Source organism: Marseilla massiliensis (genome assembly GCF_016899955.1).
Taxonomy (GTDB): domain Bacteria; phylum Bacteroidota; class Bacteroidia; order Bacteroidales; family Bacteroidaceae; genus Prevotella; species Prevotella intestinigallinarum.
Genome location: NZ_JACJJL010000022.1, coordinates 13,654 through 26,778 on the forward strand (window position 1 = coordinate 13,654; position 13,125 = coordinate 26,778).

At 66.5% G+C, this 13,125-nt stretch carries 7 protein-coding genes; 6 read left to right on the top strand and 1 reads right to left on the bottom strand.

The window, feature by feature from the left end; all coding sequences use genetic code 11:
• The first annotated feature begins 21 nt into the window (after positions 1-21).
• From H6B30_RS12030 to H6B30_RS12050, 5 genes are all read left to right on the top strand, one after another.
• Positions 22-2,181 (top strand): S8 family serine peptidase, encoded by a 2,160-nt coding sequence (locus tag H6B30_RS12030; protein WP_205110899.1) that lies wholly within the window; start codon positions 22-24, stop codon positions 2,179-2,181.
• A 381-nt stretch (positions 2,182-2,562) separates the two neighbouring features.
• Positions 2,563-3,489 carry a helix-turn-helix transcriptional regulator gene (locus tag H6B30_RS12035; protein WP_205110901.1) on the top strand — a complete coding sequence of 309 codons (927 nt, stop codon included), beginning with the start codon at positions 2,563-2,565 and terminating at the stop codon, positions 3,487-3,489.
• 159 nt (positions 3,490-3,648) lie between these two features.
• On the top strand, positions 3,649-6,093 hold the full coding sequence (locus tag H6B30_RS12040) for a glycoside hydrolase family 95 protein (protein WP_239483981.1): 2,445 nt from the start codon (positions 3,649-3,651) through the stop codon (positions 6,091-6,093).
• A gap of 73 nt (positions 6,094-6,166) precedes the next feature.
• The gene (locus H6B30_RS12045) at positions 6,167-7,615 is read left to right on the top strand and encodes a glycoside hydrolase family 140 protein (RefSeq protein ID WP_205110905.1); all 1,449 of its coding nucleotides are present in this window, start codon (positions 6,167-6,169) and stop codon (positions 7,613-7,615) included.
• A 176-nt stretch (positions 7,616-7,791) separates the two neighbouring features.
• A complete protein-coding gene (locus H6B30_RS12050) occupies positions 7,792-11,631 on the top strand; it encodes a family 78 glycoside hydrolase catalytic domain (protein WP_205110907.1) in 3,840 nt (1,279 codons plus the stop codon).
• Between the two features lie 143 nt (positions 11,632-11,774).
• Here the strand turns inward: H6B30_RS12050 and H6B30_RS12055 are convergent, their stop codons facing one another.
• Complete coding sequence (locus H6B30_RS12055; protein WP_205110909.1) at positions 11,775-12,410, bottom strand: porin family protein; 636 nt, start codon at positions 12,408-12,410, stop codon at positions 11,775-11,777.
• 245 nt (positions 12,411-12,655) lie between these two features.
• Between H6B30_RS12055 and rimP the strand changes: the two genes are divergently transcribed.
• Positions 12,656-13,123, top strand: a complete 468-nt coding sequence (gene rimP, locus H6B30_RS12060; protein ID WP_205110911.1) for a ribosome assembly cofactor RimP — start codon at positions 12,656-12,658, stop codon at positions 13,121-13,123.
• The last annotated feature ends 2 nt before the right edge of the window (positions 13,124-13,125 follow it).

Sequence of the window (13,125 nt, forward strand, 5' to 3'; positions counted from 1 at the left end):
AGGAAACATAACTCGAAAATCATGTTACGACAGATATTCGCATTGCTTATCGCGGCCTGCTTCTGCCAGCAGCCGTGGGCCCAGTCAAAGCTCTCGCCCGCAGCCCGCCACCTCGTGGCCGGGCTTGCCTCGGGCCAAGCGTCCACGCGTGCCTCGGCCGGGGCCACCGTGTCGGCCTATGTCCACCTTGCGCCCGGCGCCGACGTCTCTGCCTTGGAGCGGCTCGGGGCCACGGTCAACCTGCGCTGCGGCGACATTGCCACGGCGCGCATACCCGCTGGCGCGCTTGAGGCCGCGGCCTCGCTGCCCGGCGTGGCCTATGTGCAGACGGCCGTGCCCGTGGCCCGCATGATGGACATTGTGCGCCCGGCGGTCGGGGCCGACCTCGTGCAGGCCGGCAGCGGCCTGCCCCGGCCTTTCACGGGCAGGGGAGTGGTAGTGGGCATAATCGACGCCGGGTTCGACTATACCCACCCCAACTTCCGCACGCCATCCGGCGAGCTGCGCATCAGGCGCGTGTGGGAGCAGGGCTACGGCGGGGGCACGCCGCCCGAGGGCTTCAGCTACGGCAGCGAGCTGGCTGAGCCCGGGCAGATACTTGCCGCAGGAGGCGATGTGGCTTCGGGCTCCCACGGCACCCATGTGGCCGGCATTGCCGCCGGGTCTGACGGCGCCGAGGGGGCATACCTCGGCATAGCGCCCGATGCCGACATCGTGCTCGTGAGCATATCGGGCGCCGACACCGAGACCAACGTCAACGTATCCGACGCCATGGCCTACATCTACCGCTATGCCGAGTCGGTGGGCAAGCCCTGTGTCATCAACGTCAGCCTCGGGGTGCAGGCCGGGCCGCACGACGGCACGTCGACTTTCGACACGCTGGCCGACGCCATGCTCGGCCCCGGACGGCTGCTTGTGGGCTCGGTGGGCAACTTCGGAGGCATCAACTTCCACCTGTCGGGCGACTTCTCGGGGCCGGGCCCCGACACGCTGCGCACCTTTGTCGATTACAGGCAGGCGCTGACCACGGCCACGGCCGGCGGCGACATCGACATCTGGGGCGAGCCCGGCATGGACCTCAAGGTGTGCGTGTTCACCTACAGCACGTCGCGAGGTGAGATAGCCGACAGCTTTTCGGTGAGCCTGCCCGCCTCGGGCCAAGCCACGCCCGGCGTGTCGGCCGTGCTCAGTGGCACCGTCGGCACCATGGCGGCCTACGGCGAGACAAGCCCGCTCAACGGCAAGCCCCACGTGCTTGTGACCTCGGGCGTCAGCCGTCTGCGCGCAGGCTATTCCGTTGGCCTGTGGGTTGTGTCGGCCTCTGAGGGCAAGGTCGACGTGTGGGCCGACGGCAACAAGCTCGGACTTACCTCCGGCGGCATTGACGGATGGGCCGAGGGCGACGACCTCAACTCGCCGGCCGAGATTGGCGGTACGGGCAGGGGAGTGATTTCCGTGGGCGCCTACGTCACCCGCAACGAGTTTGACACCGAGAACGTGGGCCACGTAGGCACCGGCGAGACCATGGGCGGCATAGCCTCGTTCTCCAGCCACGGGCCCACGGCCGACGGGCGGGTGAAGCCCGACGTGGCCGCGCCGGGCAGTGCCGTGGTGTCTTCGGCCTCGTCGCACGACGCCACGCTCTCCTCGCAGCCCGTGGCCCTGTACCAGCAGTACGGCGGGCGCGACTATGCCTACGCCTATATGCAGGGCACGTCGATGGCCGCCCCCGTGGTGACGGGCACCGTGGCCCAGTGGCTCGAGGCCTGCCCGGGCCTTTCGCCCGCCGACGTGCGGCGCATCATCGCCGCCACGTCGGTGTCCGACTCATACACAGGCGACGTCGGTCCCGGTGGCGACTGCACCTGGGGTTTCGGCAAGCTCGACGCCATGGCGGGCATGCAGGCTGTGCTCGACTTTGCCTCAGGCCTGCCCGGTGTGGCCGCCGTGCCGTCTACGGTGGCCGTATGCCCGCTGGGCGGCGGCCGTGTGCGCATCGTTGCCCCGGCCGGGTCGGCCGTGAGCGTTGCCGTGAGCCGTGCCGACGGTGTGGCGGTCATGTCTGCCGACGGCGTGTCACCGGGCCATGTGGCCGACCTTTCGGCCCTGCCTTCCGGCGTCTATGTGGTGCGCGCCTCGGCCGCTGCCGGCACGGCCTGCGCCAAGGTGGCCGTGCGCTGACAGCCCACGTGGGGTTGCATCCGTAGTAGGCCGTGGCCTGCCTCGGGCCTGTGCCGCCCCGGCCTGCGGCGTGGCATGTTGCAATACGACCCGTTTGGCGTTGCGATACGGCCCGTTTTGCAGTGCCGAACGGGCCTTCTTGCATGGCCGGACGGCCCGTTCGGCCAACGGCCTGGCTGTCAGCGCCATGGCCCGCCGCCACGGCGTGGCTCCCGGGGGCAGGCGTCGGTGGGCGCGTGGCAGCCTCCGGCGTGGGGCGCGCGGCCTTGCAGCCTCCGGTTTTCGGCCATTCGTTCGTTTTGTAGCCGGAAAATTTATATCTTTGCATGGGCGGCAGCCATCGCAATGGCTGCCCCCGATGCAACCAATGACCGTAAAACCATGCGCCACAACCAATTAGAGCGTGAGCTGGAGCTGATGCTCCTGCTGGCCGAAAACCGCGTCTGCACCGTCGACAGGCTGTGCGAGCGGCTGGGCATATCGCGCCGCAACCTGTATTATTACATCGACTTCTTCCGCCAGGCGGGCTTCATCGTCGAGAAGCGGGGCGGGGTTTACAGCCTCGACAAGTCGTCGCCGTTTTTCACCCGACTGTTCCAGACGGTGCATTTCACCGAAGACGAGGCCACCACCATACGCCGCGTGCTCGACAGGGCCGGGGGCGACAGCCTGCAGGTGCGCCACATACTGCGCAAGCTCGACCGCCTTTACGACCTGCGCATACTCGACGACGTGGAGCTGAGCGAGCAGGCCGGGCGCAACGTGAGCGTGCTCTACGATGCCATCAAGACCAAGAACAAGGTGGTGTTGCACAACTATTCGTCGCCCCACAGCAACACGGTGGCGAGCCGGGTGGTAGAGCCTTTCATGTTTCTGCCCGGCAACGACGAGGTGAGGTGCTACGAGGCGTCGACGGGAATGAACAAGACGTTCAAGGTGGCGCGCATGGGCACCGTCGAGATGCTGCTCGACCCGTGGGAGCACGAGGCCGACCACAAGCGCATGTACACCGACATCTTCATGTTCAGCGGCGAGGAGCTGATGCCCGTTGAGCTGCGCCTCGACCGCCTGGCCTACAGCCTTATCACCGAGGAATACCCCCGGTCGGCGCCTCACATCAGGCCCGACGGCGACCGCCACTGGCTGCTCAGCATCGACGTTTGCAGCTACATGGGCGTAGGGCGCTTCGTGCTGGGGCTGTTTGAGAACATAGAGGTGCTGGGCGGCGAGGGCTTCAGGGAATACGTTGCCCGCAAGGTGGGCGCCATGAAGTGCCCCGGTGGGCGGCTGGAGGCGGGGCGGCAGTAGGGCCGCGGCATGTGCGAGTGGCCCATGCGCAGCGCCGGCCGTCGCCGCCGCGGGGGGAAACAGTGGCTACATACGTATTATAATATGGTGGCGGCAGGCAAATCCACCGTGCCGCCAGGCGTTTAAACTAACTGAGACATGAAAAGAATACTATCCTTGATGTTGGCATCCGCACTGGCCGCAACGGGCGTGCGGGCGCAGGGGCACACGCTGTGGTACGACCGTCCGGCCATGACCTGGACCCAGGCCCTGCCCGTGGGCAACGGCCGCCTGGGCGGCATGGTGTTCGGCAACCCGGCCGTCGAGCGGGTGCAACTAAACGAAGAGACCATCTGGGCGGGCCAGCCCAACTTCACGCTCAACCCAAGGGCCAAGGGCGCGCTGCCCCGGGTGCGCAGCCTCATAGCCGAAGGCAAGTACCGCGAGGCGCAAAACCTGGCCGACGCCAGCATCATGCCCGGGGCCAACCGCAACAGCGGCATGCCCTACCAGACGTTCGGCGACCTTTACATATCCATGCCCGGCCACGGCAGTTACACCGGCTACCGCCGCGAACTGAGCCTCGACTCGGCCCTGTCGGTGGTGTCTTACACCGTCGGCGGGGTGAGCTACCGCCGCGAGACCATAGCCACACTGGGCCCGGGCGACAACGTGGTGGCCGTGAGGCTCACGGCGTCGAAGCCCGGCATGATCACTTTCACGGCCTGCCTCACCTCGCCCCACCACGACGTGATAACGCGGTCTGAAGGCGGCGAAGTGACCCTGAGCGGCGTCACCTCGCGCCATGAGGGGCTGAAGAGCCTCGTGAGGTTCCAGGGCCGCATGGCCGCCGACGTGAGTGGGGGCACCGTCACCAGCTCCGGCGGGGTGATATCGGTGAGCGGGGCCGACGAGGCTGTGGTCTACGTGAGCATTGCCACCAACGTGAAAAGCTACGACGACGTGAGCGCCGACGAGCAGGAGCGCACGCGCAACGGTCTGCGGGCTGCCATGGCAAAGGGCTACGCGGCGCTGCGCAAGGCGCATCTCGGGGTGTTCACCGGGTACATGGGCCGCGTGAAACTCGACCTCGGCCCCGACCGCTTCCCCTCCGTGCCCACTGACAGGCGCATAGCCGACTTTGCCGCCACGGCCGACCCGTGGCTCGTGGCCACCTACTTCCAGTTTGGCCGCTACCTGCTGATATGCTCGTCGCAGCCCGGCACCCAGCCGGCAACGCTGCAGGGGATATGGAACGACAAGATGCTGCCATCGTGGGACAGCAAGTACACCACCAACATAAACCTCGAAATGAACTACTGGCCCGCCGAGCCCACCAACCTGACCGAGCTCAGCGGCCCGCTCTTCGACCTCATCGGCGACCTCACCGTCACCGGGGCGCGCACGGCACGCGAGATGTACGGCGCCGACGGATGGGTGCTGCACCACAACACCGACCTGTGGCGCGCCACCTGGCCGATAGACCGTGCCTCGGCCGGGATGTGGATGATGGGCGGCGCCTGGCTCTGCCGCCACATATGGGAACACTACCTTTACACCGCCGACGTGCAGTTCCTTGAGCGCTACTGGCCTGCCATGCTGGGCGCGGCCACGTTTTTCGAGCAGACCATGGTGCGCGAGCCAAGGCACGGGTGGCTCGTGGTGAGCCCCTCGGTGTCGCCCGAGAACTCGCCGCGCAAGGGAGTGCCGCTCAACTGGGGCGTGACCATGGACAACCAGCTGCTGTTCGAGCTCTTCCACTCGGTGGCCGCAGCGGGCGAGGCACTGGACGCCGCCCCAGACCGGTACACCCGCTTCGGCGCGCTGGCCGACTCGCTCGCGCCCATGCAGATAGGCTCGTGGGGGCAGCTGCAAGAGTGGATGGACGACTGGGACAACCCCGACGACCACCACCGCCACGTGTCTCATCTATACGGGCTTTACCCCGGCAGCCAGATATCGCCATACCGCACGCCCGAGCTCTTTGCCGCCGCGCGCACGTCGCTCGAGCACCGCGGCGACGTGAGCACGGGGTGGTCGATGGGCTGGAAGGTGTGCTTCTGGGCCCGACTGCTCGACGGCGACCATGCCATGAAGCTCATCACCGACCAGCTGACGCTCTCGCCCGACACCTTCCTCGTGGTGGGCGACGTGAAGCAACGGGGCGGCACATACCCCAACATGTTCGACGCCCACCCGCCGTTCCAGATCGACGGCAACTTCGGGTGCACCGCCGGCATTGCCGAGATGCTGCTCCAGAGCCACGACGGCTTTGTATACCTGCTGCCTGCGCTGCCCTCGGCGTGGCCCGACGGCTCTGTCAGCGGGCTCGTGGCGCGCGGCGGCTTCGTGGTCGACATGGCCTGGAAGCACGGCCGGCTCACCCGCCTTGCCGTGCACTCGCGCCTCGGCGGCAACCTGCGGCTGCGCTCTGCCGTGCCGCTCAAGGCCAAGGGGCTGGGCCGGGCGCGCGGCGACAACCCCAACTGGCTGTTCGCCCTGCCTGCCACGCCGGCGCCCCTGATAAGCGAAAAGGCCGAGGTGGCCGTCCCGAGGCTGCCCAAGACCTATCTCTACGACCTGCCCACAGAGCCCGGGCAGACCTATGTGATAGTGGCCCGCTGACGCCGCCTGGCCGGCGGGAGGGCCTGGCGCCCGTTCCCGAATATACTGATTGACTGAAAAAACAATTGGCGCCATGCGCAGACTATATGTCATCACCATCCTTTTCATTGCCGCCCTGTGCTCCGTGGCGGCCGGCAACAAACCCTCGCCCGTGGCCCGCCTGGCGGTGTCGGCCAACGGACGCTTCCTCCAGTACGCCGACGGCCGCCCCTTCTTCTGGCTTGCCGACACGGGGTGGCTGCTGCCCGAGCGGCTCAACCGCGACGAGGCGGCTTACTATCTCGACCGCCTGGCCGCCGCCGGCTACAATGTGGTGCAGGTTCAAGTGATAAACGCCATCCCCGCCTTCAACGCCTACGGGCAGATGTCGATGCCCGACGGCTTCAACTTCGAGGCCGCTGACCCTCCTGGGGTGTACAGTTACTGGGACCATCTCGACTATATAGTAGACCAGGCCGCCCGCCGCGGCATCTTCGTAGGCATGGTCTGTATATGGGGCGGCATGGTGAAAGCCGGGCTGATGGACGCCGACGAGGCCCGCGCCTACGGCCGTTTCCTGGCCTCGCGCTACAAGGACAAGCCCAACATAGTGTGGATAATGGGCGGCGACATACAGGGCGACATACGCACGGAGGTGTGGGACGCGCTGGCCACCACCATAAAGTCGGCAGACAGCAACCACCTGATGACCTTCCACCCCCGCGGCCGCTACACCTCGGCCCGGTGGTTCAACGACCGCCGGTGGCTCGACTTCAACATGTTCCAGAGCGGCCACCGGCGCTACGGGCAGCGCATGGGAAACAAGGATTACCCCATTCCCGACGGCACGGAGGAAGACAACTGGATGTACGTAGACTCGACATGGAAGCACAAGCCGCTCAAGCCTGTGCTCGACGGCGAGCCGTCTTACGAAGACATACCGCAGGGATTGCACGACGGCCGGGAGCCCCGCTGGCAGGCTTCCGACGTGAGGCGCTATGCCTACTGGTCGGTGTTTGCCGGCTCGTGCGGCCACACCTACGGCCACAACGCCATCATGCAGTTTGCCAAGCCCGGCGTGGCCGGGGCCTACTTTGCCGACGGAGCGGCCAAGCCGTGGTACAAGGCGCTCGACGACCCGGGCTTCAACCAGATGAAATACCTTAAGCACCTCATGCTGGCCGTGCCTTACTTCGACCGCGTGCCCGACCAGGGCATAGTGCAGGGCAACGGCACCCGCCACGACCGCCTGGCCGCCACGCGGGGCCGCGACTACCTGATGGTGTACAACTGCACGGGCCGCGACATGGCCGTCGACCTGGGGCGCATATCCGGCGAGAGCAAGCGCGTGTGGTGGATGGACGCCGCCACGGGCCGCCTGGCATACCTGGGAGAGCACTCCGGCGGCGTGCGCACATTCAGGTACCACGGCAGCGGCGACGGCGTGCTCATTGCCATCGACTCGGCCAAGGGCTACATATCGCCCTCGCAGCAGTCGATAGTGGCCGCCGCGGCGCCCGCCGAGAAAGACCTCACCGAATAGGGAGCACCGCGCCGGCACCCGCCGCCCGCCGCAAAACGGGCCGTACGGCCGGTTGAAACGGCCCGTATCAGACAGCCATACGGGCCGTTTTGCAATGCCAAACGGGCCCCATGGCGGGCCACGGCGGCTGCCGCCTGACAGTTGACAATTGCCAACCTATAAATGACATGACACAAATGAAAACATCTTCCAGAATATTTTCTTTGATGGCCGCGCAGCTGCTGTGGCTGCAGGCCATGGCCGGCGTGGCCGTGGGCGGGCTGCTCACCGAGGGCATGGAGAGCCCCCTGGGCCTCGACACGGCCACGCCGCGCTTCTCGTGGGCCATAACCTCGGATGGCGAGGGGGTGATACAGACGGCCTACCAGATAGAGGTGGCCTCCGACTCGGCGCTGCTTTGCCGCGGCGGGGCCGACCTGTGGCGCACGGGCCGGGTGGAGTCGGCCCGCCAGCTGTGGGTGGGCTACGGCGGCCGCCGCCTGCGTAGCAACAGCCGCGGGTGGTGGCGTGTGCGCGTGTTCACCAACCGCGGGGCGTCGGCATGGAGCCGTCCGCAGCAGTTTGGCATAGGCCTGCTGGGCGAGACCGCATGGCGCGGCCGCTGGATAGGGCTCGAACAGCTCATGCCCGGCGAGCGCCGCGGACTGCACACCCGCCTGGCCGCACGCTACCTGCGCCGCGAGTTCCGCCTCGGCGGCAAGCCCGTGAGGCGGGCCACGGCCTACGTTGCCGGCCTGGGACTCTACCGCCTGTATGTCAACGGGCGCGAGGTGGGCGCGCGCGATGTGCTCAAGCCCGCGCCGTCAGACTACCGCAAGACTGTCTATTACAACGCCTACGACGTGACTGGCTGCCTTGACACGCTCACGGCCGTGGGCATAGTGCTGGGCAACGGCCGCTACTTCCCAATGCGGCAAGACAAGCCCTGGAAGACGCCCGTGTTCGGACTGCCCTCCTGTCGGGTGAACATCATCGTGGAATATGCCGACGGCAGCACGCAGAGGCTGGTGAGCGACGAGAGCTGGAAGGTGACCGCCGCCGGCCCGATACGCGCCAACAACGAGTACGACGGCGAGGAATACGACGCCCGCATGGAGCTCGGCGGATGGACGATGCCCGGATACGACGACTCCGGGTGGGGCGCGGCCCGGCGCTCTGCCGTGCCCACGGGCACACTGCGCGGCCAGATGACGCCCGCCATGGCGGCCCGTCCGTCGGGCAGGGCCCGTCTGGCGGGTCGCACCGGGGGCGGCGTGGTGCTCGACTTCGGGCGCAACATGGCCGGGTGGGTGGCCTTCGTGCCGCGGGGCAGGGCCGGCGACACCATCAGGGTGCGCTATGCCGAGAGGCTCAACGCCGACGGCACGCTCTACACGGCCAACCTGCGCGACGCCCGTTCGGAAGACATCTATGTGTGCTCGGGCCGCGACACGGCGCTGTGGCAGCCGTCGTTTGTTTACCACGGCTTCCGCTATGTCGAGGTAGAGGGCATGGACGGCGTCGGCCCCGGGGCGTTCACGGCCTACAGCGTGGCCGACAGGATGGGGCGGCAGGGCACGTTTGCCTGTTCCGACTATACGCTCACGCGGGTGGTCGAGGCCGCCCGGAGGGGCATAGAGAGCAACTACAAGGGCATGCCCGTCGACTGCCCGCAGCGCAACGAGCGCCAGCCGTGGCTCGGCGACCGCACGGCCGGGTCGCTCGGCGAGAGCCGCCTGTTCGACTGCGGCCGCCTTTACGCCAAGTGGGTGCGCGACATCTGCGAGGCGCAACGCGAAGACGGGTGCATCCCCGACGTGGCCCCGGCGTTCTGGAACTACTACACCGACGACGTGACGTGGCCCGCTGCACTGCCCATGGTGTGCGACATGCTGCTCGAGAGGCAGGCCGACACGCTGTCGGTGAGCCGGGCCTACCCGGCCATGGCGCGCTGGATGCGCCACATTGCCGCCACTTACAGCCGCGACGGGCTGATAACCAAAGACAAGTATGGCGACTGGTGCGTGCCGCCCGAGTCGCCGCGGCTCATACACAGCAAAGACCCCGCCCGCCAGACCGACGGCACCCTCATTGCCACGGCCTACGCCATACGCTGCCTCGGGCTGCTCGAGAAGTTTGCGCGACTGCAGGGCCTCGAGGCCGACGCGGCAGAGTGGGCCGCACGGCGCAGCGGCATGGCCGCGGCGTTCAACCGCCGCTTCCTCACCGCCAAGAGGGGCACGTCGGCCGTGCCGGGCCATCCGCTCTATCCCGACAGCGTGTTCTACGGCAACAACACGGCCACTGCCAACATCCTGCCGCTGGCTTTCGGCATCGCACCCGACAGCCTGCGCGCCGAGATAGCCAAGAATGTGGTGGCCAACATCGTCACCGTCAACCGCGGGCGGATACCTACGGGCGTGATAGGCACGTCGTGGCTGCTGGGCACACTGACCGACAACGGCTTTGCCGACGTGGCCTGCATGCTGGCCACCAACCGCGATTACCCCTCGTGGGGCTACATGGTTGGGCGCGGGGCGACCACAATCTGGGAGCTGTGGAACGGCGACACGGCCGACCCCGCCATGAACAGCGGCAACCACGTCATGCTGCTCGGCGACCTGCTTGAGTGGTGCTTCGGCCGCCTGGCCGGCATAGGCATAGAGGCGGGAGGCTCGCACTACAGGTTTGAGCTTGCCCGACAGCTGCTGGTGGACAGCGTGGCGGCCAGCTGCCCCACGCCCTACGGCACGGTGTCGAGCCGGTGGCGGGTGGACGGCGGGCGCCTCGAGTGGACGGTAGAGGTGCCGTGCAACACAACGGCCGACGTGTGCCTGCCCGGAGGCGGCACAAGGCGGGTGGGCTCGGGGCGCCACCGTTTCAGCGTGGACTTGCCCACGGCGTCTGCCGCCATAGCCGGGGCTGAGTTCCTGTACACCTCGGCTCCCTTTGCCGAGTGCCACGCGGCCACCATCGCCGAGACCCGCCGGGGCGACCTCGTGGCGGCATACTTCGGCGGCACGAAGGAGCGCAACCCCGACGTATGCATCTGGGTGAGCCGCAAGGAGAAGGGCTCCGACAGGTGGACGGAGCCCGTGCTGGCGGCCGACGGGGTGTTTGAGCTTGGCTCGGCCGACGCGGAGCTGGCCGGGATTACAGACTCCACTACCGATGCCGCGGCCGGCCCCGTGCTGCCGGGCCACGGCGGCGGCGTGCTGAAACGCAAGGCTTGCTGGAACCCCGTGCTCTTCGAGATGCCCGACGGCGAGCTCTGGCTCTTCTTCAAGATAGGCCTGCGCGTGGCCGACTGGACGGGCTGGGTGGTCAAGTCGGCCGACGGGGGGCGCACGTGGGGCCGCCGCGAGCCGCTGCCCAAGGGCTTCCTCGGCCCTGTGAAGAACAAGCCAGTGATGGAGGGCGGGCGCCTCGTGTGCGGCTCTAGCACCGAGACGGGAGGCTGGAAGCTGCATTTCGAGATATACGACCCCGCCACCGGCGAGTGGACTTACGTGGGGCCGATAGCCGCCGACGAGGCCCCGCGCACCGAAGACACTTCCGACGTGAAGCCCATCGACTGCATACAGCCGTCGATACTGCGCCTGGCCGACGGGCGGCTGAAGGTGCTCTGCCGCACGCGCAACGGCCGCCTGGCCACGTCGGAGAGCGCCGACGGAGGGCTTACGTGGAGCCGCGTGAGGCTGACCGACCTGCCCAACAACCAGTCGGGCACCGACGCGGTGACGCTGGCCGACGGCCGCCACGTGCTGGTTTACAACGACTTTGCCACCCTGCCCGGCACCAAGAAAGGGCCGCGCACGCCGCTCAGCGTGGCCATCAGCGCCGACGGCGAGCACTGGAGCCACCTGCTCACGCTCGAAGACAGCCCCGTGGGCGAATATTCATACCCGGCCGTGATACAGGGCAGCGACGGCATGCTGCACTGCGTCTACACGTGGCGACGGCGGCGGGTGGCCTACAGGCGCATCGACCCCGACGGCGTGCAGCCCGGGCGCAGCGCCTCGGTGGGTCGGCGGTGAACAGTTGCCGCGCCGGAACGGCCCGTATTGGAATGCAAAACAGCCCGTATGGCAATGCCATACGGGCTGTTTTGCCACCCGGCGGAGGCTGTTTTGCAACGCCCTGTGCCACAGGTGGTTGGGCCGTGCGGGCCGAAGCCTGCTCAGAGCCTTACCCTGTAGCCCAGCGTAATCCACAGCGACCTGTTCCTGGTGCTGCCCAGCGGCGGGCACACCTTGGACAGCCCGAACACGTAGCTGGCGCTTAGCACCACGTTGCAGTATTCCACCGATGCCCCCACGGGTATGCTCCAGTCTTCGGCCGAATACAGGTCGGGCGTCACCCCGATGTCGGCCCCCGACATGCAGTTGTCGTCGATGAGGCGCGAATACTGCACCCCGGCGTGCACCCCCAGCCAGTCGGTGACGTAATAGTGGGCCGTCAGCGGTATGCTCAGATACTTCAGCCGCGTCTTGATGTCAGCCTCCGGCACGTTCTTCACCCTGTCGCCCTGCTCCGAATACAGCAGCCCGAGCCGCGCCCCGAGCCTGCCGGTCACCATGTACTCGGCCTCCAGCCCGGCGGTGAGCCCCGCCTTGCTCGAGCTTTCCATCGTAGCGGCCTGTTTGGTGTTGCCGATGAGCACGTCGTAGTCCGACAGTCGCGACACGTTGACGCCCGCCTGGGGCAACAGGAAAATGTCGCCGCGCTGCTTCTGTGCCGCAGCTTCCTGTGCGGCCACGGCCATGAGTCCTGCCGCCAGCACGCCGGCAGCAGCCTTGCTAATCCATTTGTCCATAAATATATAGAGTACGTTAAGTAGTCTTTCCGTTATTGTAGATAAACGCCCCGAGCCACTTTTTATTGCCACCTGGTGGGCCTAAAAAGGGCGCGGGGCGTTACGAAAAGGATAAAATGCGGATAAAGACGCGCTTTTTCTGCCCTTATGCTTGCGTATGAGCAGAATTATTAGTACCTTTGCAGCGTTCAGTGGAATGAGGGGCTTCGCGAAAGCTCCTCATTTTATTTTAATGACACGACTATATGATTGACAAGAATGCAGTAAAGACAATCGTCGAAGAGTGGTTGGAAGGCAACGAGTACTTCCTCGTTGACGTCAGCATCGAGCCCGACAACCGCATCGTTGTAGAGATTGACCACGCCGACGGGGTGTGGATTGAGGATTGCGCAGAGCTGAGCCGCCACCTGCAGGAGAGGCTCGGCGCAGAGCTTGACGACTACGAGCTCGAGGTGGGCTCTGCTGGCATCGGCCAGCCTTTCAAGGTGGCGCAGCAGTATGCCATCCACGTGGGCAAGGACGTCGAGGTGATGGACGCCGGCGGCAAGAAGGTGCAAGGCGTTCTCAAGAGCGTCGACGGCAGCTCCTTCGTGGTCACGGTCAGGGAAAAGCAGCGTGTCGAGGGCAAGAAGCGCCCCGTCATCGTGGATGTGGACAAGGCATTTGACATGGACAACGTGAAATATACAAAATACCTATTAAGTTTCAAATAAAC